Source organism: Brevibacillus sp. FSL K6-6036, assembly GCF_037964015.1.
GTDB classification, from domain to species: domain Bacteria; phylum Bacillota; class Bacilli; order Brevibacillales; family Brevibacillaceae; genus Brevibacillus; species Brevibacillus borstelensis.
This window is the reverse complement of the sequence record NZ_CP150173.1, coordinates 242,501-266,584: the sequence shown is the minus strand read 5'-3', so window position 1 is coordinate 266,584 and position 24,084 is coordinate 242,501. Positions and strand designations below refer to the sequence as shown.

General features: G+C 50.9%; 28 protein-coding genes and 1 other annotated feature (1 of these 29 running past the window's edge). Of the genes, 1 reads left to right on the top strand and 27 read right to left on the bottom strand.

What is annotated here, in order from left to right; genetic code table 11:
• Positions 1-267: 267 nt before the first annotated feature.
• From NST37_RS01490 to NST37_RS01405, 18 genes are all read right to left on the bottom strand, one after another.
• The gene (locus tag NST37_RS01490) at positions 268-864 is read right to left on the bottom strand and encodes a class I SAM-dependent methyltransferase (protein ID WP_003392004.1); all 597 of its coding nucleotides are present in this window, start codon (positions 862-864) and stop codon (positions 268-270) included.
• Positions 865-962: 98 nt separating this feature from the next.
• Positions 963-1,325 carry a 50S ribosomal protein L7/L12 gene (gene rplL, locus NST37_RS01485; RefSeq protein ID WP_339186135.1) on the bottom strand — a complete coding sequence of 121 codons (363 nt, stop codon included), beginning with the start codon at positions 1,323-1,325 and terminating at the stop codon, positions 963-965.
• Positions 1,326-1,406: 81 nt separating this feature from the next.
• The gene (gene rplJ, locus NST37_RS01480) at positions 1,407-1,922 is read right to left on the bottom strand and encodes a 50S ribosomal protein L10 (RefSeq protein WP_339186133.1); all 516 of its coding nucleotides are present in this window, start codon (positions 1,920-1,922) and stop codon (positions 1,407-1,409) included.
• 22 nt (positions 1,923-1,944) lie between these two features.
• Positions 1,945-2,108, bottom strand: a sequence feature (ribosomal protein L10 leader region).
• 47 nt (positions 2,109-2,155) lie between these two features.
• Entirely contained in the window at positions 2,156-2,839 is a 684-nt protein-coding gene (gene rplA / locus NST37_RS01475) for a 50S ribosomal protein L1 (RefSeq protein WP_003392009.1), read from the bottom strand.
• Positions 2,840-2,932: 93 nt separating this feature from the next.
• Complete coding sequence (rplK, locus tag NST37_RS01470) at positions 2,933-3,358, bottom strand: 50S ribosomal protein L11 (RefSeq protein ID WP_003392012.1); 426 nt, start codon at positions 3,356-3,358, stop codon at positions 2,933-2,935.
• 180 nt (positions 3,359-3,538) lie between these two features.
• On the bottom strand, positions 3,539-4,075 hold the full coding sequence (gene nusG / locus NST37_RS01465; RefSeq protein WP_003392014.1) for a transcription termination/antitermination protein NusG: 537 nt from the start codon (positions 4,073-4,075) through the stop codon (positions 3,539-3,541).
• A 44-nt stretch (positions 4,076-4,119) separates the two neighbouring features.
• Complete coding sequence (gene secE, locus NST37_RS01460; protein ID WP_003392016.1) at positions 4,120-4,335, bottom strand: preprotein translocase subunit SecE; 216 nt, start codon at positions 4,333-4,335, stop codon at positions 4,120-4,122.
• A 33-nt stretch (positions 4,336-4,368) separates the two neighbouring features.
• Positions 4,369-4,518: a 50S ribosomal protein L33 gene (gene rpmG, locus NST37_RS01455; RefSeq protein WP_003392018.1), complete on the bottom strand. Its 150-nt coding sequence runs from the start codon at positions 4,516-4,518 to the stop codon at positions 4,369-4,371.
• Between the two features lie 232 nt (positions 4,519-4,750).
• Positions 4,751-5,401 carry an RNA polymerase sporulation sigma factor SigH gene (gene sigH, locus NST37_RS01450; protein WP_003392020.1) on the bottom strand — a complete coding sequence of 217 codons (651 nt, stop codon included), beginning with the start codon at positions 5,399-5,401 and terminating at the stop codon, positions 4,751-4,753.
• Between the two features lie 80 nt (positions 5,402-5,481).
• Positions 5,482-6,006, bottom strand: a complete 525-nt coding sequence (locus NST37_RS01445) for an NYN domain-containing protein (protein ID WP_122958194.1) — start codon at positions 6,004-6,006, stop codon at positions 5,482-5,484.
• 1 nt (position 6,007) lies between these two features.
• Positions 6,008-6,763 carry a 23S rRNA (guanosine(2251)-2'-O)-methyltransferase RlmB gene (rlmB, locus tag NST37_RS01440; protein WP_003392024.1) on the bottom strand — a complete coding sequence of 252 codons (756 nt, stop codon included), beginning with the start codon at positions 6,761-6,763 and terminating at the stop codon, positions 6,008-6,010.
• The gene (locus NST37_RS01435) at positions 6,756-7,169 is read right to left on the bottom strand and encodes a Mini-ribonuclease 3 (protein WP_003392027.1); all 414 of its coding nucleotides are present in this window, start codon (positions 7,167-7,169) and stop codon (positions 6,756-6,758) included. The genes rlmB and NST37_RS01435 overlap by 8 nt, the downstream gene beginning before the upstream one ends.
• Positions 7,170-7,185: 16 nt before the next feature.
• Positions 7,186-8,592 carry a cysteine--tRNA ligase gene (gene cysS, locus NST37_RS01430; protein WP_024984060.1) on the bottom strand — a complete coding sequence of 469 codons (1,407 nt, stop codon included), beginning with the start codon at positions 8,590-8,592 and terminating at the stop codon, positions 7,186-7,188.
• A complete protein-coding gene (gene cysE, locus NST37_RS01425) occupies positions 8,573-9,238 on the bottom strand; it encodes a serine O-acetyltransferase (protein ID WP_003392031.1) in 666 nt (221 codons plus the stop codon). The genes cysS and cysE overlap by 20 nt, the downstream gene beginning before the upstream one ends.
• 411 nt (positions 9,239-9,649) lie before the next feature.
• The gene (gene gltX / locus NST37_RS01420) at positions 9,650-11,116 is read right to left on the bottom strand and encodes a glutamate--tRNA ligase (RefSeq protein WP_003392032.1); all 1,467 of its coding nucleotides are present in this window, start codon (positions 11,114-11,116) and stop codon (positions 9,650-9,652) included.
• A gap of 82 nt (positions 11,117-11,198) precedes the next feature.
• Positions 11,199-11,672, bottom strand: coding sequence for a 2-C-methyl-D-erythritol 2,4-cyclodiphosphate synthase (ispF, locus tag NST37_RS01415; protein ID WP_003392034.1), 474 nt, complete (start codon positions 11,670-11,672; stop codon positions 11,199-11,201).
• Positions 11,669-12,361: a 2-C-methyl-D-erythritol 4-phosphate cytidylyltransferase gene (gene ispD, locus NST37_RS01410; protein WP_003392036.1), complete on the bottom strand. Its 693-nt coding sequence runs from the start codon at positions 12,359-12,361 to the stop codon at positions 11,669-11,671. Before ispD ends, ispF begins: the two co-directional genes overlap by 4 nt.
• 74 nt (positions 12,362-12,435) lie before the next feature.
• On the bottom strand, positions 12,436-13,527 hold the full coding sequence (locus tag NST37_RS01405; protein ID WP_003392038.1) for a PIN/TRAM domain-containing protein: 1,092 nt from the start codon (positions 13,525-13,527) through the stop codon (positions 12,436-12,438).
• 291 nt (positions 13,528-13,818) lie between these two features.
• On the opposite strand from NST37_RS01405, the gene NST37_RS01400 reads away from it, so the two are divergent.
• On the top strand, positions 13,819-14,214 hold the full coding sequence (locus NST37_RS01400; protein ID WP_003392040.1) for a hypothetical protein: 396 nt from the start codon (positions 13,819-13,821) through the stop codon (positions 14,212-14,214).
• 91 nt (positions 14,215-14,305) lie between these two features.
• Here the strand turns inward: NST37_RS01400 and pssA are convergent, their stop codons facing one another.
• From pssA to NST37_RS01355, 9 genes are all read right to left on the bottom strand, one after another.
• On the bottom strand, positions 14,306-15,034 hold the full coding sequence (gene pssA / locus NST37_RS01395; RefSeq protein ID WP_003392042.1) for a CDP-diacylglycerol--serine O-phosphatidyltransferase: 729 nt from the start codon (positions 15,032-15,034) through the stop codon (positions 14,306-14,308).
• A gap of 114 nt (positions 15,035-15,148) precedes the next feature.
• Positions 15,149-16,225: a DNA integrity scanning diadenylate cyclase DisA gene (disA, locus tag NST37_RS01390; protein WP_003392045.1), complete on the bottom strand. Its 1,077-nt coding sequence runs from the start codon at positions 16,223-16,225 to the stop codon at positions 15,149-15,151.
• Positions 16,226-16,235: 10 nt separating this feature from the next.
• Positions 16,236-17,606 (bottom strand): DNA repair protein RadA, encoded by a 1,371-nt coding sequence (radA, locus tag NST37_RS01385; RefSeq protein WP_003392047.1) that lies wholly within the window; start codon positions 17,604-17,606, stop codon positions 16,236-16,238.
• A 120-nt stretch (positions 17,607-17,726) separates the two neighbouring features.
• Positions 17,727-20,180, bottom strand: coding sequence for an ATP-dependent Clp protease ATP-binding subunit (locus NST37_RS01380; RefSeq protein WP_003392048.1), 2,454 nt, complete (start codon positions 20,178-20,180; stop codon positions 17,727-17,729).
• Between the two features lie 95 nt (positions 20,181-20,275).
• The gene (locus NST37_RS01375; RefSeq protein ID WP_003392050.1) at positions 20,276-21,340 is read right to left on the bottom strand and encodes a protein arginine kinase; all 1,065 of its coding nucleotides are present in this window, start codon (positions 21,338-21,340) and stop codon (positions 20,276-20,278) included.
• A gap of 18 nt (positions 21,341-21,358) precedes the next feature.
• Entirely contained in the window at positions 21,359-21,877 is a 519-nt protein-coding gene (locus NST37_RS01370; RefSeq protein ID WP_003392052.1) for a UvrB/UvrC motif-containing protein, read from the bottom strand.
• A gap of 28 nt (positions 21,878-21,905) precedes the next feature.
• On the bottom strand, positions 21,906-22,370 hold the full coding sequence (locus tag NST37_RS01365) for a CtsR family transcriptional regulator (RefSeq protein ID WP_003392054.1): 465 nt from the start codon (positions 22,368-22,370) through the stop codon (positions 21,906-21,908).
• 212 nt (positions 22,371-22,582) lie between these two features.
• Positions 22,583-23,254 carry an HAD-IA family hydrolase gene (locus NST37_RS01360; RefSeq protein WP_339186129.1) on the bottom strand — a complete coding sequence of 224 codons (672 nt, stop codon included), beginning with the start codon at positions 23,252-23,254 and terminating at the stop codon, positions 22,583-22,585.
• 9 nt (positions 23,255-23,263) lie between these two features.
• Positions 23,264-24,084, bottom strand: the 3' portion of a protein-coding gene (locus NST37_RS01355; protein WP_003392058.1) for a glycosyltransferase. Its footprint extends 301 nt past the window's final position; only the last 821 of its 1,122 coding nucleotides appear in the window; its start codon lies beyond the right edge, outside the window; the stop codon is at positions 23,264-23,266.

Sequence of the window (24,084 nt, the reverse complement as noted above, 5' to 3'; positions counted from 1 at the left end):
ATGCCTTGGTGCGAGCAAAAATAAAAATGGGTTAAAGCAGCGTTACCATTTTTAACCCAAAGGAAATCTATTTTATAAGAATTCCCATCTTTTTACACCGTCATTCCTCCTTTGATAAAAAAGCAGGAAAGCCGTTTTGATAATGAGAACTGCTAAAAAAATAGACATTAATCCCATATTGACATTTTATAATGCTAACATATTGAAATATGCACGTCAAGGGACTATTTTTTATTTCTTGCCTGCCGTGCGCAGATGTGCGTTCTGCTACTTCCTCGCTCTAAAAATGGAATACCCTTTTTTCTTGTCTACCTCTTCGACTTCGCGGTAGACTTCCTGCAGCTTTCGCAAAGCGGAAGGCGCCCCTTGTTTCTTCTGAATCACTACCCACATCTCGCCGCCTTCGGCAAGCAGCTCGTACCCTTCCGTAAAAATGCGATGGACGATCTCCTTGCCGGCCCGAATCGGCGGATTGGTTACAATGACGTCAAACACCCGCCCCTGAACAGCGCTGTACACATCACTGACAAGGATCTCCACATTCGTGATCCCGTTCAATTGAGCATTTCGACGGGCCAGTTCAACTGCACGCTCGTTGACATCGAGCATCGTAACCTGCCCCTTGTTGGCCAGCTTGGCTGCAGTTAGCCCCATCGGCCCGTACCCGCAGCCAACATCCAGCACGCGGGCATGCTCATCGAACTCCATCGTCTCGATTAGCAGCTGACTGCCAAAATCAACCCGATCCCGGGAGAATACACCCGCATCCGTAATAAAACGAAGCTCATGCCCCCGCAGTGTGAACGTAAACTGCTGCTCGTCATGCTTGGCTCCCGGGCGGCTCGTGTAGTAGTGATCTGCCACGTATGGTCCACCTTTCCTCTTCGATAGGCTTGGTTCCTTCTTACAGAAAATCCCCCTGCCGCAGGCAAGGGGATATATTCCACTTTCAGGAAGCTAACTTACTTCACTTCTACAGTTGCGCCAGCTTCTTCGAGTTTTGCTTTGAGGGATTCTGCTTCTTCTTTGGAAACGCCCTCTTTGAGTGTTTTTGGAGCGTTGTCTACCAGGTCTTTTGCTTCTTTCAGACCCAGGCCAGTCAGCTCGCGAACAACTTTGATAACGTTGATTTTGGAAGCGCCGCCGCTTACCAGGTTTACAGTGAATTCAGTTTGCTCAGCAGCAGCTTCAGCTCCGCCACCAGCAACTACAGCTACAGGAGCAGCAGCAGTTACGCCGAATTCTTCTTCAATTGCTTTTACCAGATCGTTCAGTTCGAGAACGGACATACCTTTGATCACTTCCAAGATTTGCTCTTTGCTCATCTTATTGTCCTCCCATTCATGGATAAGTGTATTGGTTCGGTTGCTCACACAACCAGTTGGGTTTGTAACCCGTTCAGGCGATTACGCGCCTTGGCCTTCTTTTTGCTCGGAAACGGCTTTGACTGCCAGTGCGAAGTTGCGCACAGGAGCTTGCAGCACGCTGAGAAGCATGGACAGGAGACCTTCGCGGGAAGGCAGTGCTGCCAGCGCTTTGATTTCATCAGCGCCCACTACTTTTCCTTCGATTACGCCACCCTTGATTTCCAGCTTTTCGTTTTTCTTCGCAAATTCAGCGATGATTTTCGCAGGAGCGATTACATCTTCAGTGGAGAACGCGATTGCGTTTGGACCGGTGAGGTACTGATCCAGTTCAGTCAGGTTCTCTTTCGCTGTAGCGAGTCGAGTCAGTGTGTTTTTCAGAACTACGAATTCGATACCTGCTTCACGCAGTTGTCTACGCAGCTCAGTTACTTGCGCTACAGTCAGACCGCGGTAATCAGCGACTACTGTTGTTTGGCTTGCGCGCAGTTTTGTAGCGATTTCATTTACCGCTTGTACTTTCTCTTCACGAATAACGGTTGGACGAATTTCTGCCAATGGTTACACCTCCCGTGCTCTATCCTGGAAAAAAGAATGCCCTCGTAGCATCTACGAGGGCATAATGTATATCGTCAAAGGAAATCTAGCATTTCCTCTATCCGCTTCATTACACGCCTCGGAGGGATATTAAGCAGGGCTTTTGGGCTCTGCACCTTCTGTCTACGGCATGGCATATTCTTTTCATCAACAGGAACTATCTTATCAACTTCCACCAGGGAAGTCAACTATCATTATTTTACAGCTACACGAACGCCAGGACCCATCGTGGAGCTGATGGATACGTTTTTCATGTAAACGCCTTTTGCTGCCGCTGGTTTCGCACGGTTCAGCGCTTCAGTCAGCGCAGCAAGGTTTTCAGCCAGCTTCTCGGCATCAAAGGAAACCTTACCGATTGGAGCGTGGATGTTACCTGCTTTGTCAACGCGGTACTCAATTTTACCAGCTTTGATTTCGTTAACGGCTTTGGTTACATCAAATGTAACGGTACCGGTTTTCGGGTTTGGCATAAGGCCTTTTGGACCGAGCACGCGACCCAGTTTCCCTACTTCACCCATCATGTCAGGGGTAGCTACGACTACGTCAAAGTCGAACCAACCGCCTTGAATTTTTGCGATCATGTCTGCATCGCCGACATAATCTGCACCAGCTGCTTCTGCTTCTTTCGCTTTTTCGCCTTTCGCGAAAACGAGAACGCGCTGTACTTTACCAGTACCGTGCGGCAGAACAACTGCACCGCGGATTTGTTGGTCAGCACGCTTCGGGTCTACACCCAGACGGAATGCTGCTTCCACGGATTCGTCAAACTTAGCAGAAGCTGCTTTTTTAACCAGCTCGATACCTTCTGCTACTTCGTATACTTTGTTCTTGTCAATCAGCTTCGCAGCCTCTTGGTACTTCTTGCCACGTTTTGCCATGTTTTAAAATCTCCCTTCAATGTGGTCGTAGCGGTTTGATCCTCCCACAAACAAGGGGCACAGCTCGTGTACCCCTCATTGCAACAAAGACAATTAGTCTTCGATCACGATACCCATGGAACGAGCGGTACCTTCCACCATGCGCATAGCCGCTTCCACGGTTGCTGCGTTCAGGTCAGGGCGCTTCAGTTCAGCGATTTCACGAACTTTATCGCGTTTCAGGGTAGCAACTTTCGTCTTGTTCGGCACGCCGGAACCAGACTCGATACCAGCAGCTTTCTTCAGCAGAACAGCAGCCGGCGGAGTTTTCGTAATGAAAGTAAAGGAACGGTCTTCAAAAACAGTAATTTCTACTGGAATGATCATTCCTACTTCGCTCTCAGTACGAGCGTTGAATTCTTTACAGAATCCCATGATGTTTACACCAGCTTGACCGAGAGCCGGACCTACTGGAGGTGCAGGATTCGCTTTACCTGCCGGGATTTGCAATTTAATTACGCGGATAACCTTCTTAGCCACGTAAGACACCTCCTTACTTCACATGTGGTTATTACGGGGGAATGCCCCCTCCCACTGTTTTGCCGAAAGTCCTATGTAGACTTTCCATCTATAGTGAGAGTGCAAGAAACCCCTTATGGTTGGGGAAATAAGAAACAACATGAAATGTACCACATAGCGTGGTCATTTTCAAGATGAATCCTAATCCAATTTTTGAATCTGTGTAAAGTCTAGCTCGACCGGCGTTTCGCGACCGAAGATATCGACCAGTACGCGAACCTTTTGTCTGTCAGGGTGAATCTCGATGATTTCTCCGGTACGGTTGGAGAACGGACCGTCAGTCACGCGCACCATGTCACGAAGATCAAAATCGACTTTGATTTTGGGAATCTCGATCCCCATCTGACGCAGGATCATATCGGCCTCTTCAGGACGAAGCGCTGTCGGTTTGGAACCAGCGCCCGTGGATCCGACAAAGCCGGTAACCCCAGGGGTGTTGCGCACGACATACCAAGAGTCGTCGGTCATCACCATTTCAACAAGGACATATCCTGGAAACACCTTTTTCGTGACGGTGCGCTTTTTGCCGTCCTTCGTCTCCACTTCTTCTTCCGTGGGTACGAGAACGCGGAAGATCTTGTCTTCCATGCCCATCGACTCGACGCGCTTCTCCAGATTTGTCTTTACCTTGTTTTCATAACCCGAGTACGTATGAACCACATACCATGCTTTTTCCATATCCACAAGGACGTTATCCGTCCGTCCCTCCTAGGCGTGCAAAATTACGTTCCTAAAATCAAATCAATAAGGCGCGAGATACCCAGATCAACGACAAAGAAGAAAGCAGCGAGAAGCGTAACCGTAATGAGAACGACGACCGTGTAGGTGGTCAATTCCTTTCGGTTTGGCCAGCGGACCTTCTTCAGTTCTGATTTCACATCGCCGAAAAATTCACCGGTCCGGCGAAAACTAGATCCTATTCTTGCTAGGAAACCCACACTGCCACCCCCTGACTTCGTCGCTTCCGTTCATTACTTCGTTTCGCGATGAAGGGTCTGCTTCTTGTCACGGGAGCAATACTTTTTCAGCTCGACACGCTCAGTAGTAGTGCGCTTGTTTTTCGTGGAGATATAGTTACGCTCGCCACACTCAGTGCACGCCAACGTGATGTTTACTCGCATTTATTGCCACCTCCATCTCATTTCAAACCTACGTATTCAAAAGAACAAGGATAAAATAGTACGGGAAAACCGCTACTTTTTCCTGACCATTTTAACAAAGCAACCATAGGCAAGAGAGAAATGTGGCCATGGTTACCTAAACAAATTTATCATACCAGTCAACCCATGTCAACAAAACGTCTTGACAAAGCGGAAGCATTTTGTTCCAAAAGAAAAGAGAGATTCTGCGATGCTACAGATGAATCTCTCTGCCTTCCAAATACTTTTCCAATTTGCGTTTTACCCGCTGCAGGGCATTGTCTATCGATTTGACATGCCGCTTGAGTTCTACAGCAATTTGCTGATAGGATCGGCCGTCCAAATACAGCATCAATACCTGACGCTCCAGATCGCTCAGAATTTCGCTCATCTTCCCTTCGATGTCGTCGAATTCTTCGCGATTGATGAACAATTCTTCAGGGTCAGTCACCTTCGTCCCGCAAATCACATCGAGCAGGGTGCGGTCAGAATCTTCATCGTATATAGGCTTGTCCAGCGATACATACGAGTTGAGCGGAATATGCTTTTGCCGGGTTGCTGTCTTAATCGCAGTAATAATCTGACGGGTTATGCACAATTCGGCAAACGCCTTGAACGACGTGAGCTTGTCCCCTCGGAAGTCGCGAATAGACTTGTACAATCCAATCATGCCTTCTTGGACGATGTCTTCGCGGTCTGCCCCAATGAGAAAATAGGACCTCGCTTTTGCCCTTACGAAATTCTTGTACTTGTTGATCAAGTACTCTAAGGCTTCGGCATCATTGTCACGAACCAGATCAACTACCTCTTCGTCGGACATTAACTCATATTGGGCATGCTTCAGCTCCTTGAGGTCAACGCTCACAATGATCCCCCCGCCATCCGGTTATTCCACAGATAGGGCTATTATACATGCGCCGTAAAAAAGCGTCAACCGAATCCAGGTTATTCCCTTCGCCATTTTTCGAATATTTTCGCTATTTCCCCATCCAAGGAAATACGCGTGGAGAAGCGTTCTTCACGAGTCTTCTCCACCTGCTCTTTGATCTCCTTGCCGATACTTTCCATGTCATGAAGCAACTCCCTCGCTGACTTGCGCAAGGCTCCCTGGCCAAAAATGACACGCTGGGATGTATAGTCCGAGGTCGCTACATAAATTTGTCGATTTTTCGCGTAATGTTCTGCCACAAGCTGCTCAATTTTTTCATCGGCCGTCTCTTTTTTCTTGGTGAAATAGATGTCTATCTGATAATCGCTCATCTGTCTTCCGATACCCGGCACATTGTAGGCATCAAATACGATCATGACCTTTATGCCCGTAAAGCTCTGGTAATCTGCCAGCTTGGAGATCAACAGATCACGGGCTTCGTCCATGCGCTCCTCCTCTTTGAGAACGCGCAGGTCGGGCCAGGCTCCGATGATGTTATAGCCGTCAACAATCAAAAGTTGCTTGGCTTTCCTTTTTGCCATGTCACTTCACCTGTGCCGACAAAGGACTCCTCGCGCGGTAAACTTCGTACATGAGAAGGGCAGCAGCTACTGAGGCATTCAGCGAGGTGACATTTCCCGCCATGGGCAGGCTGTACAGGAAATCACAGTTGTCCTTTACCAATCTGCTCATGCCCTTGCCTTCGCTGCCGATCACGATCGCCAGCGGCATCGAGTAATCGCCTTGGCGGAAGTCTTGTTTGGCACTGGCGTCCGTCCCGGCGATCCAGACGCCTTTTTCCTTCAGTTCCTCCATCGTACGAACCAGGTTGGTCACCCGCGCTACGGGGACGTAGTTGATTGCGCCGGCGGAGGCCTTTGCTACAGTCGCCGTCAAACTGACCGAACGCCGTTTCGGAATGACAATTCCGTGCGCTCCCACCGCATCTGCCGTCCGCATGATGGACCCCAGGTTGTGGGGGTCCTCGAGCTCATCAAGCAGTATGAGGAACGGCAGTTCATTGCGTTCCTCGGCTCTCTTCAGAATGTCCTCCACTTCGACGTAGTCATAGGCGGCGACTGAGGCAATCACACCCTGGTGATTGTCGGTGCCGCAAAGCTGGTCGAGCTTTTTGCGGTTTGCCGTGGTGACAATCACCCCTTGCTCCTTGGCAAGGGAAAAAATGGGTCCCATCAAATTTTTATTGGTCCCTTCCGCTATCCATATCTTGTTCATGGTACGGCCAGACCGCAACGCCTCGATAATCGGATTCTTTCCGACAATCCACTCTTCACTCATGTCCGTATACTCCTTCCACAATGGCAAATGCCTGCTCCATAATCTCCGCCAGCCGCTCTTCTTTCCCGCACAGATACAAGTAGCCGACGAGCGCCTCAAAAGCGGTAGCGTGCCGGTAATCGATAATATCGGCATTCTTTGCGCTGGAGCCGGATTTGGCGTTGCGCCCGCGCCTCACCACCGCTGCCTCCTCTTCCGTGAACAGAGGCATCAGGGTCAGCAGGATGTTAGCCTGCGCTTTTGCAGAGACGTACTGATTGGCCGTCTTGTGAAGCACATTTGGCTTGACCAGACCTTTTGCGATTAAATGGTAGCGAACGCAATGCGAATACGTAGCGTCGCCCAAAAAAGCGAGCACCAGCGGATTTAACAAATGCGGGTCTTTTGATAGCTCTTCCTTTTGCATGTTTTGTTATGCCCCTTTATTTTCTGCGCCAGCGAACACCTTGAGGGGTATCCTCCAGTACAATTCCCTTTTCGCTGAGGAGATCGCGAATCTCGTCGGCACGAGCAAAGTTGCGTAAGCGGCGCGCTTCCGTACGCTCTCCGATGAGCGCCTCCACCTCGCTGTCCAGCAGCTCCTCCGCCTGTTCAAGCTGCACGCCGAGTACGCTCGTCAGCTCCGTCAGCAGCGAGAGATACTGCTCGACTTGCTCCCGACCGACATTTTGATTGCGCAAGTACAGATTGGCTTCCTTGACGACCTCGTAAACGACCGTAATCGCATTGGCCGTATTCAGATCGTCGTCCATCTCGGCAATGAACTGTTCCCGCAGCTGACTGATCGTGCGGGCCTGTTCTTCGGCCAGCCCGTTCGGCTCCTGCGGCCGGGCAGTCTCCAGGCGATGGCGGAGATTGGCGTAAGCCGTCTTAATGCGCTCCAATCCATTGGCAGCCTGTTCGAGAAGATCATCGCTGAAGTTGATCGGATTGCGGTAGTGACCCTGCAGCATGAAAAATCGGATCAGCTCTCCGCCGTAATGCTGGATCAGGTCGCGTGCAAGGATGAAGTTTCCGAGCGACTTGGACATTTTTTCATTGTTGATGTTGAGCATCCCGTTGTGAAGCCAGTAGCGGGCAAATACTTTTCCCGTGTAGCACTCAGATTGAGCAATTTCATTTTCATGGTGAGGGAAAACAAGATCGGCTCCCCCCGCGTGAATATCGATCTGGTCTCCGAGAAACTTCAATGCCATTGCCGAGCACTCGATATGCCAGCCGGGACGGCCTTCTCCCCACGGACTGCTCCAGCTTACCTCACCCGGCTTGGCTGCCTTCCACAGGGCGAAATCAAGCGGATTTTCCTTCTTTTCATTGATCTCTACGCGTGCCCCCGCCTGCAGCTCATCGAGAGGCTGATGGGACAGCTTGCCGTACTCGGTGAAACGGCCAGTGCGGAAATAAACGTCACCCTCACTATCATAGGCATATCCTTTTTCAATCAGTCCTTCGATAAACTGAATGATCTCCGGAATGGTCTGCATGACCCTGGGCTGGATGTCCGGCGGCAGGATATTGAGGGAACGCAGATCTTCGTTAAAGGCGTCTGTATACCGATCTGCCACCTCTTTTACCGTGATGCCCTCCTCGTTGGCTTTCCGGATCAGCTTATCGTCGACATCTGTAATATTTTGCACAAAAGTAACCTCGTAGCCCCGGTATTTCAGGTAGCGGCGGAGCGTATCAAACACAATGGCCGGACGGGCATTGCCGATGTGGATGTAGTTGTACACAGTCGGTCCACACACGTACATCTTCACTTTGCCGGGTTCCAGTGGAACAAACGCTTCCTTTTGTTTGGTCAGCGTATTAGTGAACTGAATGCTCATTATCCTTCTTATCCTCCCTCAAAGCGCTCACTTCTTTGCGCAACTGCTCGATTTCCTGCTGCATGGTCCGAATCATGTCCGCCACCGGGTCGGGCAAATTGACGTGGTCCAGATCATTCGTGACCTTTTTTCCGTCCTGTATGCGGATGCGGCCCGGAATACCTACGACCGTAGAATTGGGCGGCACCTCCTGCAGCACGACCGAGCCTGCCCCGATCTTGGAATTATCTCCGATTTTAAAGGAACCCAGCACTTTAGCCCCTGAAGCGATAATTACATTATTGCCTACAGTCGGATGCCGCTTCCCTTTTTCCTTGCCTGTCCCGCCCAATGTTACCCCTTGATAAATGGTGACATTGTCACCGATCTCACAGGTCTCCCCGATCACGACACCCATCCCGTGGTCAATAAACAGCCGGTTGCCGATCTTGGCCCCTGGATGAATCTCGATTCCGGTGATGAAGCGGAAAAACTGCGAAATAGCCCGCGCAAGCGTAAACCAACCGGCTTTCCAGCACTTATGGGCAATGCGATGTCCCCATATCGCATGAAGTCCGGAATACGTCAACACCACTTCGAATGTGCTGCGTGCTGCCGGATCACGCTCAAATACTGCCTGAATGTCATCCCTCATCTGTGAAAGCACAGGGTTTCACCTCCTGCTTCGTTTACCTCTCCAAAAATGATTGCTGAAAAAAATGATTGTAGAAAAACAAAAACGCCTCTGCCGCCTTCGAATCAGAAGGAGGCAGAGACGGGTTGAACCGCGGTTCCACTCTGCTTAGATCGCCAATTGTCCGTCAAAATGAACGAACACGGCAAATCTCGCTCTTTCCCGATAACGGCGGGCCACCGATTGCCCTACTGCCGGTCTTGTCAATACAGATAGACGCCGGGTTCGGGGTCACAGCTCACAGGTGCATTTCCTGACAGGTCTCGCCGGACGGCTCTCACCTTTCCATCCTCTCTTTGGACGAGACTTGCTGCAGTACTCTCCTGGTCATAGCTATATTGCATCAGGCGATCAAAAACGTCCGCCCTTGCAGTATTCATTTCCTTACTCGCCGTTTGCCAATACGCGCTTTACACGCTCAAGCACGGTCTGTTGTCCCAGCAGATAGAGCGTTTCCGCCAGATCGCGGCCATGCGCCTGACCGGTGGCCGCAACGCGGACCGGCATGAACAGAGCCTTTCCTTTATGGCCTGTTTCTTTCTGCACGTCTTTCAAAATGGCCTTGATCGTATCTGCATTATATTCAGCAGCCGCCTCAAGGTGTTTGGCAAAGGAAGTCAATACCTCCGGCAATTGCGGTTCCTTGAGTACAGCTCTTGCCTCTTCATCGTACACCACTTCTTCGAGGAAGAAAAGAGCGGCCAGCGGCACAATCTGCGCACAGTACGACATCTGCTCCTGATAGAGGGCGACGATGCTGCGTACCCACGCCTTTTTCTCCTCGCTCAGTTCCTCATCGATAAAGCCGGCTTTTTGCAAATGAGGAATGCACATCTCCGTAATCAGATCAACCGATTGACGTTTGATGTAGAAGTTGTTCATCCAGTTCATTTTCGTGGAGTCGAACACTGCCGGCGATTTGCTCACGCGCTCTTCCGAGAACAGCTTGATCAGCTCGTCCAGCGAGAAGATCTCTTCTTCTCCGCCTGGAGACCAGCCGAGCAGCACCAGGAAGTTGACGATCGCGTCCGGCAGGAAACCGAGCTCGCGATACTGTTCAATAAACTGGATGATGCTCTCGTCGCGCTTGGACATCTTTTTGCCTTCCTGATTGAGGATCAGCGCCAGATGGCCAAACTGAGGCGGCTCCCAGCCAAACGCTTCGTAAATCATCAGCTGGCGAGGCGTATTGGACAGATGCTCCTCCCCACGGAAGACGTGACTGATCTTCATCAGGTAGTCGTCAATGACAACAGCAAAATTGTAAGTCGGGATCCCGTCCGGTCGACAGATGACAAAGTCGCCCATCTCTTTGGAATCAAACGTAACCTGCCCGCGAATCAAATCGTTGACCACGTACTGTTTGTCATCCGGCACCATAAAGTGGATGGATGGGGTGCGGCCCTCCCTTTCGTACTGTTCACGCTGTTCCGGTGTAACATGGCGATGCTTCTCCAGGATGCGCGGCGTTTCTCCACGGGCGATCTGTTCCTCACGCTCCGCATCGAGCTCTTCCTTGGTCGCGTAACAGTAGTACGCTTTCCCTTCAGCCAGAAGCTGATCGATGTACTTGCGGTAAATGTCGAGACGATCCATCTGGCGGTAAGGTCCGTACGGGCCGCCGATGTCCGTCCCCTCTTCCCAGGTGATGCCCAGCCACTTCAGATTTTTCATCTGTTCTTCGTCGGCGTTTTCTACGTTCCGGGTCTGATCCGTATCCTCGATCCGAACGATGAAAGAGCCTCCGTGATGCTTGGCGAACAAATAGTTGAAAAGTGCAGTGCGCGCACCGCCAATATGTAAATGTCCAGTCGGACTTGGAGCATACCGTGTGCGGATTTCTTTAGCCATGATTGCGCCATCCTTTCGTGAAGCAATAATCGCTTCCTTCTGTCACTTCGTATCTACGGGTTAATCTTACACCCAGTCCGCATTACTTGACAAGCAAGCAGGCGGCTTGGGCAGCAATTCCCTCTCCTCGTCCGGTAAAGCCCAATTTTTCCGAGGTGGTGGCCTTTACGTTAACCTGCGACAAATCCTCTGCTTCAAGCACTCTGGCAATCAGCTCGCGCATCTGCGGAATATAAGGGGCCATTTTGGGAGCCTGCGCAATGATCGTAGCGTCGAGGTTGCCCAGACGGTATCCCTTTTGTTTAACCAGCTCCCACACATGCTCCATCAGCTTGACGCTGTCGGCATCTTTAAAGGCAGGGTCCGTATCGGGAAAGTGACGGCCGATATCGCCCTCGCCAATCGCCCCGAGCAATGCGTCGCTGATCGCGTGCAGCAGGACATCAGCGTCCGAGTGGCCGAGCAGCCCTTTTTCATACGGGATCGTTACTCCGCCAATAATGCAAGGACGTCCCTCCACTAATTGATGTACATCAAAGCCTTGTCCGATTCTCATGATCCCTCTCCCTTTCTTCTCCGCAAGATTTCTTCTCCAAACCACAGATCATCCGGCGTGGTGATCTTGATGTTTTCGTAACTTCCCCGGACAACACTGACGGTATGCCCCAGCCATTCGACCAGCATCGCGTCGTCGGTACCTGTCTTGCCTGCCTGCAATGCCGCTTCATGCGCCTCTCGCAACAAGGAAACGAGAAAAGCTTGTGGGGTTTGGACCGCCCACAAGCTCTCGCGTGCCGGGGTCGACTGGACTACTCCGTCAGCCCCTACCACTTTGATGGTATCCTTGACGGGAACGGCCATGATCGAAGCCCGATCACGCCGCACCTGCCGAATCATCTCGCTGATTTGTTCACGAGTTACGAAAGGACGGGCAGCATCGTGTACCAGCACGTACGAGCAGTCTGAGGAAAGAGCAGCCAAGCCGTTTCTGACGCTGTCCTGCCTTTCGGCTCCGCCAAGCACAACGGTCAGCTTCAGCTTCTCCTGGCGCTTCCACTTCAGTACCTCTTCATGATCCTGTGCGCTTACCACCAGTACAATTTCCCCGATTTCGGGATGGCTGGTGAACAGGCGTACCGTACGAGTCAAGATCGGCTCACCGCCAAGCGGCAGCCAAAGCTTGTTACGTTCTGCTCCCATGCGCTTCCCGGAACCAGCCGCAACGATTACGACTCCCGTTTCCACGTTACTTCCTCTCCAGTCTCTCTGCTCTGGATGTTCGAAAAGGGAGGCTGCATCCCTCCCCTTCGCTTCATCCCTTACAACGCTTTTTCCAAAAGCTTCGGCTTGGCGAAGATCATCCTTCCAGCCGATGTTTGCAATACGCTGGTTACGAGCACTTCCAGATCGTGCCCGATGTAGTCGCGGCCGCCCTCAACGACGATCATCGTGCCATCGTCGAGATAAGCCACTCCCTGGCCATGCTCCTTGCCGTCCTTGATGACTTGCACAGTCAGCTCTTCGCCCGGCAGCACCACCGGTTTCACTGCATTGGCCAGATCGTTGATATTCAGGACAGCCACTCCCTGCAGCTCGCACACCTTGTTCAGGTTGAAATCATTGGTGACGACTTTGCCGTTCATCACCTTCGCCAGCTTGATCAGCTTGCTGTCCACTTCCGAAACTTCTTCAAAGTCTCCCTCGTAGATCTGAACCTTTACCTTCATTTCCTTTTGAATCTTGTTTAGAATGTCCAGACCGCGACGTCCGCGGTTTCTTTTCAGTACATCGGAAGAATCAGCGATATGCTGCAGCTCCTCCAGCACAAAACCGGGGATAACGAGTACGCCCTCGAGAAAGCCGGTCCGGCAAATGTCGGCGATTCGTCCGTCAATAATCACGCTTGTATCCAGGATCTTGTACTCCACGTTGGACGGAGACCCGCCACTTTCCTTCTTGGACTTGTCCTTGCGCCCGATGGAAAAGACGGACATGATCTCGTCGCGCTTGCGGAATCCCACCTGAAAGCCGAGATAGCCGAGTAATGCGGAAACCATCAGCGGCAGCAAATCGCTGACTACCGGTATCGGGATGTTGCTGAGCTGGAGAAATAATAAAAAGGCAACGATAAGACCAATAATCAACCCCAAAGCTCCAAACATGACATCCACGATCGGCAATTTTAACAGCGTCTCTTCACCCCAGCGGACGATTCTCAATGTGTAATCGACAAACCAGTTGGCGAAGAAGAAGAACAGCACGGCTCCCAAAACAGCTCCGATGTAGCTTGTGTACTTAAAGTCACCAAAATTTAAAAGCGTGTTCAAGAGGTTAAAAAGATCAGGACCAAACTTGAAGCCCAAACCTCCTCCGACAAGTATAAAACAAATTTTCCCTAATCGGCGAACCATGCTTTCACCTCCTTGATATTAATATAGACAGAAGCTTTGCTGAAAAACCCTGCTTATCAAAAACATAATGCTAACGAATATGCTGCGAGACTTTCCCTCACTATAACAAAAGTTAAATTCTAGTGTCAAATAGCCAAAAATTTTAACATACATGGCAATTTAACGTCAATGGAGAACTTCCGTTTCCCTCGGTTTCAAATTGACAGCAGCCGGATTCCCTTCTTATAATGACAGTAATGCATTGAATAAAAATTCTGAAGATGGTAGCAGCCTAAAGCAGAGGTGAATCATATGGAAAAGCGAAACGTGGACGACTTTCAATCCCAAGTTTCGGAGCTGCTGATCAGACATCGCAGCGTTCTGGACGTTATGTCCAAAGTTCAAGAAAGCGCAGCCCGCATCAACCGTTCACTCACCAAAGCCATCACCGAATGCGGCTGTGTCGAAGTAGTGGCCAGAAAGCAAACCTACGATCCCCAAAAAAGCCTGCAGGATAACCAGACACTGCTGGACACACATTTTTCCGGCCCTTTGTGCGAGCATTGCCGTGACGTAGTTACCGCTGAACTGGGCAAAAATCTCTTTTATCTCACTGCGCTATGCAATATTACTGATATCCGGCTCGAAGATGTCATCCAAAAGGAATCGGAGCGGTTACATACCCTTGGTGTATTTAACCTTTCATAAAGCTCCCATTTGGTATTACGAATGAAACAACAAAAAAGTTGCGTGCTCACAGAAAAAACCCGCTTCCATAGAGCGGGTTTTTTGCGCGCGGTTATTCAAATGGCAGCGATTCGTTTTCTTCCTTCTTTTCTTTTCGCAATTTTTTCAGGAGTAGGTCAACGTTTTTTTTTATCCCGTAAAGTGCGTAAAATGCCAATGGCAAGAAGACAATTTTCGGGAACTGCTGCGGGTATTTGACCGCGAAAACGACTACGATCGCAACGATAATGGGTGTGATCCAATACGCTGCTTTGGGAATCCCCACTTTTTTGAAGTTGGGGTACTTGATGTTGGATACCATCAGAAAAGCGAGCAGCAGCATGCTGACCGCGAGCAACGCTACATTAAACACATGATGGTACAGCGCAAGCGTAGCCAACACCCCGCCTGCAGCCGTAATCGGCAACCCGATAAAATAGCCTGGCACACCTGCTTGTACGTTAAAACGGGCCAGTCGCAGAGCACCGCAGATCGGGAAAACGGCTGTCACGAAAATGCCGATCAAATTGAGATCTTGCAGGGCCACCACGTACATGATAAAAGCCGGGGCCACTCCAAATGTAATCACGTCGGAAAGAGAATCCAATTCTTTGCCAAATTCGCTCTGTGCATTCAGCATGCGAGCCACGCGTCCATCCAGACCATCCATCAACATACCAATAATTACCGTAATCGCAGCATACTCCACATATTGGTTGCCCTGAAAGGCGAGAATGATGGCTACGATACCCAAGAACAAATTGCTCACGGTTAGCATGTTCGGTAACGATTTAACGAACATAGACTACCTCCTGGTTTCCTGCGCAAAGGAGAAACGGGTATGGCAATTCTGCCAGCCCTTGCTTTGTAATCCTTTGGCAATATCAAAACAATAATGTCTCTATCCTATTCTAACTCAAATGTGTCTGTCAATGAACACCTGTTCTTGAATTCTCTTCAGTCCGTCTTTGATCGCCCGTGCGCGAACCTCTCCAATGCCGTCAACCTCGTCCAGTTCTTCGATCGTTGCCATCATGATTCGGGGCAAATTGTGAAAATGCTCAACGAGATTTGAGATGATCGAAATGGGAAGGCGAGGAATTTTGTGCAGGATCCGATACCCGCGGGGCGAGAGAGACTCTTCCAGCATGTTCGGGTTGGCCGAATAACCGAGAATCCGTAAAAAAGCCCCCATTTCGAGCACCTCTTCTGCTGAGAGCTTTTTCATCTCCTTCAAGACTTGCTCTGGCTGCACGGCAGGATTTTTGGCGTAATCGCGGATCAGCATGTGCGCTTCTTCTTCGATATTGCCGACCAATTCCTCCAGCTGCATGGTGACAAGCCGGCCTTCCGTCCCTAATTCGTATATATATTTGGTGATCTCTGCTTTAATGCGCAGCACCATTTCGATTCTCTGCAGCACAGAGGTTACCTCATGGAGCGTCACCAGCTCTTCGAACTCCAGCGCTCCGAGGTTGGTTAGGGTCTGATCGAGTACAGCCTTGTACTTTTCCAGCGTGGAAATCGCTTGGTTGGCCTTGGCCAGAATCACGCTGATCTCGTTCAGGACATAGCGGAATGGACCTTGGTACAAGGTAATGACGTTGCGGCGCTGGGAAATGGCGATGACCAGATAGTTTGTGTGCAGTGCTGTTCTTTGCGCCGTTCGATGGCGGGTCCCTGTTTCACTCGAAGGGATCGCAGCGGGAGGAAACAACTGGGTATTGGCATACAAGATTTTTTTTGCATCCTCACTAACTATGATCGCCCCGTCCATCTTGGCCAATTCATATAAATGTGCCGGAGTGAAGTCGCAATTAATGGAAAACCCCCCGTCGACAATGTTCTTCATATCCGGACCGAATCCGACAACGATCAAACCGCCGGTTTTGGCCCGCAGCACGTTTTCCAATCCCTCTCGGAGCGGGGTTCCGGGAGCAACAAGACGAAGCACATCGCTGTAGACAGGTTCTCTTTTGTTTGTATCAAGCATACAGGTGCCCCTACCCCCTTAGCACTTCGCTTAATGCTTCCGAAATATTGCTTACACCGACTACCTCGATGTCCGATGGAACGTCAAGACCGCGGATATTTTTGGACGGGATGATCACCCGTTTGAATCCTAGCTTGTGCGCTTCGCGAATCCGCTGTTCAATCCGGGACACGCCGCGGACTTCACCCGTTAATCCCACTTCCCCGATCACGACATCATGGGGATTGGTCGCGTGATCGCGAAAGCTGCTGGCAATGCTGACAGCTATCGCCAAATCGACAGCGGGCTCATCCAAACGAACACCGCCAGCCACGTTGACATAGGCATCCTGATTTTGCAGCATGAGACCCATGCGCTTCTCAAGCACTGCCATGATCATGCCGACTCGCTGGTGATCCACGCCGGTAGCCATCCGACGCGGGGTCACAAAGCTGGTCGGTGCAACCAGCGCCTGAAGCTCTACCAGAACCGGCCTGGTTCCCTCCATGCTGGCCACTACAGTCGAGCCAGCGACGCCGACCGGACGTTCTGCCAAAAATATTTCCGAAGGGTTTCCAACTTCCTCCAGCCCCTTTTCTTTCATCTCAAAGATGCCGATTTCATTCGTCGAGCCAAAGCGGTTTTTTACTGCTCGCAAAATGCGGAACGTATTATGCCGTTCCCCTTCAAAGTACAAGACCGCATCCACCATATGCTCCAGCATGCGGGGCCCGGCAATCGCGCCTTCCTTCGTCACGTGACCGACGATAAATGTCGCGATTCCTTTTCCTTTGGCGATTCGCATCAGTTGAGAGGTTGTTTCCCTTACCTGTGCGACACTCCCCGCCGCTGATTGGACAGCGGGATGGAAGACAGTCTGAATCGAGTCGATGATCAGGACCTGGGGATCGACCTGGGCAATGTGCTGCTCAATGAGCTCCAAATCGTTTTCTGCAAGCACATACATCGGCGGCGTGCTCATTCCGAGCCGATCGGCACGCAATTTGATTTGCTTGGCGGACTCCTCGCCGGATACGTACAAGACCTTTATTCCCCCGTGTGCAAGCGCGAACGACGTTTGCAACAGCAAGGTAGACTTCCCGATCCCCGGGTCTCCGCCGACCAGAACCATTGAGCCGGGAACGAGCCCTCCGCCCAGAACCCGGTTTAATTCACCTATCGTTGTATCCATCCGCGGCTCTTCTTCGCCGGCCACCTCTGTCAGCGGAAGGGCTGCTGTTTGCCGCTGTCCGCCACGCAAACTCTCATGACGGGAGGCGGTCTTTACCGCAACCTCTTCCACCATCGTATTCCAATTGTTGCATCCAGGACATTTCCCCATCCATTTGGGCGATTCATAGCCACATTCTTGACACGCGTATTTCGTTTTATACTTGGACATAGTTTGTACCTCGTTTTGGGATTCTCCTCTATACGATTATCATACATGATGAAAACAAAAAAAGAATACCTCCTGTATATTGAGGAGGTACCCTTTCTAAACGTTTGCCTAAACCTCTGGTTATGAGGTTGTTTTCTCCAGACGTTTTACTACAAGCTTTTCATCTTCAGCATCTATCGAAACAGTGTCGCCTTTGCTGATGCTGCCTTTCAAAAGTTCTTCGGACAATCTGTCTTCGATGTTGCGCTGGATAGCGCGGCGCAGCGGCCTTGCCCCGTAAGCGGGATCGAAGCCCTCCTTGGCCAGCACTTTCTTGGCAGCATCGGTAAGTTGGAAATCGATCTCCTGCTCTCTCAGACGCTTGCGAAGATCTTCGGTCATCAAGGAAACAATCTGCTCGATATGCTCCTGCTCCAGCGAGTGGAAGACGATGACTTCGTCAATCCGGTTCAGGAACTCGGGGCGGAAGCTTTTCTTCAGTTCTTCCATGACCTTGTCTTTCATGTCCTGGTATTTCTTCTCTGTTTCATTGCCGGCGGTGAAGCCGAGCGTTGTGTTTTTCTTGATCAGGTTGGCTCCGACGTTGGATGTCATAATCACAACCGTGTTGCGGAAATCAACGGTTCTGCCTTTGGAGTCGGTCAGGCGTCCATCGTCCAGCACCTGCAGGAGAATGTTGAAGACATCCGGATGCGCCTTTTCAATTTCGTCCAAAAGGATGACGGAATACGGTTTGCGGCGGACCTTCTCTGTCAGTTGACCGCCTTCATCGTAACCGACATATCCCGGAGGAGCTCCGACCAGACGCGCCGTGGAATGTTTCTCCATGTACTCCGACATGTCGACCCGAATCATCGCGTCCTCGTCGCCAAACAGCGTCTCGGCAACCGCCCGGGCCAATTCCGTTTTCCCTACCCCTGTAGGGCCAAGGAAGATGAAGGAGCCGATCGGACGTTTCGGGTCTTTCAAGCCGGCACGAGCACGGCGGACGGCGCGAGCAACCGATTTGACTGCCTCATCCTGCCCGATCACTCGATCATGCAGAATTTCTTCCATTTTCAAGAGGCGCTCTGTCTCTTCTTCTTTCAGCTTGACGACCGGAATTCCGGTCCAGTTGGCCACTACGTGGGCGATATCTTCAGGAGTGACCTCCATGTTCAGTTGGCCCTGACGCTCTTTCCAGTCCTTCTTCGTTTTTTCCAGTTCTTCGCGCAGCTTCTGCTCCTTGTCGCGCAGAGACGCTGCTTCTTCGAACTCCTGAGACTGGACAGCCGCGTCCTTTTCCTTGCGCACTTCTTCCAGACGCCCTTCCAGTTCCTTCAGATTAGGCGGAACAGTAAAGGATTGGAGACGTACTTTGGACGCCGCTTCGTCGATCAAGTCAATTGCTTTGTCCGGCAGGAAGCGGTCTGTAATGTAACGGTCAGACAGTTTTACCGCCTGTTCAATCGCTTCATCGGTAATTTTCACACGGTGATGCGCCTCATAGCGATCACGCAAGCCATGCAGGATTTTGATCGCGTCCTCTGTGTTCGGCTGATCGACCTGAATCGGCTGGAAACGGCGCTCGAGGGCTGCGTCCTTTTCAATATACTTGCGGTATTCATCCAGCGTGGTTGCGCCGACACACTGAAGCTCACCGCGTGCCAGAGCTGGCTTCAAAATGTTGGATGCATCAATCGCACCCTCTGCTCCGCCTGCACCGATCAAGGTGTGCAGCTCGTCGATAAAGAGGATGATATTTCCGGCCTGACGAATCTCATCCATGATTTTTTTCAGGCGGTCTTCAAATTCCCCGCGATACTTGGTGCCGGCGACGACTGTCCCCATGTCCAGCGTCATCACGCGCTTGTCGCGAAGCGTTTCAGGGATTTCGTTGTTGATGATCTTTTGCGCAAGTCCTTCGGCAATTGCCGTCTTCCCGACACCAGGCTCCCCGATCAACACGGGGTTGTTCTTGGTGCGGCGGCTCAACACCTGGATCACTCGCTCAATCTCTTTTTGGCGTCCGATCACCGGATCAAGTCCGCCATCACGGGCGATTGCGGTCAAGTCTCTTGCCAGACTGTCCAGGGTCGGCGTATTGGCCGCAGGATTGCTGCCTGACGGCTGGTGGGAATTCATCATTTCCGAGCTTCCCAAAAGCTGAAGGACTTGTTGGCGGGCTTTGTTCAGGCTTACACCCAGATTGTTCATGATTCGTGCGGCAATGCCTTCTCCTTCACGAATCAACCCAAGCAGGATATGCTCGGTGCCCACATACGTGTGCCCCAGCTTTCGGGCTTCGTCCATGGAAAGCTCAATCACTTTTTTGGCACGGGGTGTGTAGTTTGGGGTATAGTTTCCGCCCGCTTGCTCAGTCCCGCGGCCAATCAAGGATTCTACTTCACTTTGAATTTTATCGAGACCAAGTCCGAGCGACTGCAACGCCTTGGCTGCAATCCCCTCTCCTTCACGAATGAGACCGAGCAGCACATGCTCTGTTCCGATATCCTTATGACCCAATCTAACGGCCTCTTCCAAGGCGAGTGCCAACACTTTTTGCGCGCGTTCGGTAAAACGTCCAAACATCATATCTTCTGCACCTCCAGTAACCATCTTTATATTCTATGCGTTGTTTCCTTATATTTTTGCGTATAACAGCGATGATGGACAGCGAAAATTCTTGTTTACTGTCGAGCAGACAGTTTCTCCCGAATCAGCCTTGCTCTGCGTTCGTCCCGCTGGTCGGGCGACAGCTTTTGACCTGCGTGATGCTGCAGGAAGCCCGGCTGAGTCGTCACGAGCAATTCATTTAAGACGAGATGGGAAATGTTTTTCACAATCCCCAGATCAATCCCCAATCTGACATCGGAAAGCCTTTGGGCTGCTTCCTTGGATTCAACCGTCCGGGCGTACTGAAGAATGCCGTACGACCGGAGAATCCGGTCCTCCAAAGTGATTCTGGAGTGTTCAACCAGGTACCGGCGAGCCACTCGCTCCTGCTCGATGATCTGCCTTGCCACACCGTACAGGTTGGAGAGGATATCCGACTCGGACATCCCGAGCGTCACCTGGTTGGAGAGCTGGAACAAGTTGCCCAGCGCTTCGCTGCCCTCTCCGTAGATGCCCCTCACGACCAATCCGACTTGATTGATCGCCTGCAATATCCGGTTGATCTGCTGTGTCATCACGAGCGCCGGCAAGTGAAGCATCACCGATGCCCGTATCCCTGTTCCCACATTGGTCGGGCAGCTCGTCAAAAAGCCTCTGTTTTCATCGAATGCGTAGTTTACATGTTTTTCAAAAATGTCGTCGATTTTTGTTCCCATATCCCACGCCTGCTGGAGTTGGAAGCCTGGCATCAGCACCTGGATGCGAATGTGGTCTTCTTCGTTTACCATGATGCTGATCGATTCGTCATTGCTTAACAGCACGGCTCCCTTTCGAGATTCTTCTGCCAAATGAGGGCTGATCAGGTGTTTCTCGACGAGGACGCGCTTTTCCAGCGGATTTACCTGTTCCATCTGGATGAGCTCGAGTGGTCCGAGCTTTTTCATCGCCTCGGTCTCGCTCACTTCTGTCACCTTGCGAACCACTTCCTCTGCCTGCGAGTCAGTAGCCAAAAGCGGGAAGGGATGCTGGCGAAGGTTCCGTGCGATCCGAAGCCTTGTACTGATGACGATGTCGGAATCAGGGCCCTCGCCCTTCATCCAGTTGCTCCAAGGGTTTTGCATAAACTGTTGTTGGGACATGTTCCTCACCTCCCCTGTTTACGATTGACCCAGCTTTTGTTCAAGTGCCTTGATGCGGTCGCGAATTTCCGCAGCTTTTTCAAACTCTTCGCTGGCGATATGCCGTTGAAGCGCTTGTTTCAGTTGCTCCAGCTCCTTGCGCCGCTTCAGTTGGCCGCCGGTACGTTCCGGAACCTTGCCGATGTGCTGCGTATTCCCGTGAATCCGTCGGAAGAGCGGATCCAGGCGGTCACCCAAAAACGTGTAGCAGTCGCTGCAGCCAAAGCGGCCGCTCTTGCTGAATTGGGCGTATGTCAGTCCGCAGGTCTCGCAGCGTAGCGCTTTGTTTGCCGGAGTGTCCTGTGTTTTTTTCTGTGCCGGATCGAAATGGAGCAGGCCGGAAAGGAGATTATGGATGCTGAAGTTATGAAAACCGGGAAAGACGTCTCCTTTTTCCTGGGCACATTGCTCGCAAATATGGTATTCGGTTTTTTCACCGTTGACGATCTTGGTCAGATGAAGCGTAGCCTGTCGTTTGCCGCATTCTTCACAGTTCATCCTATCGTCCCTCCTGCCAATGCATTGGTTACCGCAATAAAATCGTGGCGATCATCTGCTTTAACATGGTAGCCCGTAAACGGTCTCTCAATTCAGCATCCACTAAAAGCACACTGCGCGAAGTAGCGATCTTCATGAGAGCCGCCTCCCGTTGACTGACCAACTTTTCCTCCAAAAGGCGGTCGATGATCGCATAACCGACACCTTGCGTGATGCTTTCGCCAATCAGCTCTTCAGTGAGCAGCTCCTGCAGTTTGGCTTTGCTGACAATCTGTACCTTTCGAATCCGGATGTAGCCTCCGCCGCCACGCTTGCTTTCGACGACGTATCCCTTTTCTACAGTAAATCGGGTATTGATGACGTAATTGATTTGAGAAGGCACACACTGAAAGATGTCGGCAAGCTCGCTACGCTGGATCTCGATAGAGCCGTCTGGACTTTCCGTTAAAATTCGCTTTAAATGCTGCTCTATGATGTCCGAGATGTTACGCATTAGTCGCCTCCTGTTCACAGTGTTTGCTCTTTAATTATTGACTTTGACTATCTTTGACTTTAATTATAATGCGTTTTTTTGGGGTTTGCAAGAGGGGGAGACACTTTCTAGTGTTGGCAAAATGGACGGAGTTGAAACCAAAACGAAAAGCCATCCCTCATGGAATGGCTGTAACGATTACGCTTTTTTATTGACCGGCAAGACGTCTATTTTTATGTGTGCTGCCGATCAGGTATGTGGGTCAAAAGATCGGTAAATCGTGTAATGATCACATCAGCACCATCGAGCTCGCCTGGCTTGGCGAATCCGAAGTCACACCCGATCGTTTTTAACCCGTTAGCCAGCCCCGCCTCCACATCGGAGTGCCGATCCCCGACCATGACCGCTTGTTTTACCTGATAATCCTGAAGCAGCTTGGCCACGAGGTCCTTTTTGGATCGGGTGCCAAAACGTCCAGCCGAGTAAAGATCAGTAAACAATGGTTTGATCCCGAAGTGCTCGCAAATCTCGTCGATATAGCGCTCCAACCCGTTGCTGGCGACAAAAAGTGCTGTTCCGTTGGCATGCAGCTCCTGCAAGACCTCGCGAACTCCCGGGTACAAGTCCGCAATCCCTTGTCTCAACAAGATCAGTTCATTCTTCAGCATCAGCTTGTCTGCTACTTTCTTGATCTCTTCGCTTGCTCCTGGAAGCAGTTTCTCCCACAGTTGTTCGATCGTCATCCCCAATACATTGGTCAGTTCCTGCTCATCGGGGGTGGCTCCGTTCCAGAGCCCTTTCTCTCGCAGCTCCTCAAATGTCTTCTGGAATGCGGGTGTGGAGAGCCGCTCTGTTTGCAGCAGCGTACCGTCCATGTCAAAAAGAACTGCACAGGGAATGCTCATGATGTCCTCCTATCCTTCTTCTCCCGCCGAGCTTTGCATGTCGTTGCGGATAAACTCAGCGATATTTTGTGCCGCTTTCGGTTTTGCTATTTTTTGAGCCATCCTCTTCATGTATTCCACCTTCGTGGGATCATGGAGCATCTCGTGAATAAAGTAGATCAGCTGCTCGGATACATGGGCGTGAACGGCACATCCATTGTTTAACAAGAAATGGCTGTTTCGCTCCTCCTGTCCTGGGAGCGGGTTGTAAATAATCATGGGAACCTGCTTGCTCATAACCTCAGCCGAGGTCAAGCCGCCTGATTTGGTTACAATCAGGTCGGCAATCTCCAGATACTCATGGAAGTTGTTGACAAAGCGCAGCGGTATCACATTGTGCCGATACGTATTCTCGGTTACCTTGCGATACAGCTTGTCATTCGTCCCTGTCAGGATAAACGCGGTTATTGGCATATCAATATGCTCCAGACCGGCAAGAACTTGTTCCATTGATCCAAGGCCCAATCCCCCGCCTGACAATATGATGCTCAAGTGATCGGAGGGTACCTGGAGTTTTTCCCGAACCTTATCCTTCTCCAGAGGCTGGCTATATTTGCGCATGATGGGTATGCCCATCGGAATGAACTGGGCATGGTTGTGCCGATAAATGTCCACCAGATAGTACAGCTGTTCATGAGCGATAAAGTAATAGTTAATGTGATGATTAATCCATGATGGATGAATCGTATAATCCGTGATAATGGTATAGATCGGTTCTCTCCAATCGTTTCGGCCTTTTAGTACGGAGAGCATGCAACTGGCAAATGGATGCGTCGCAATAAAAGCATCTG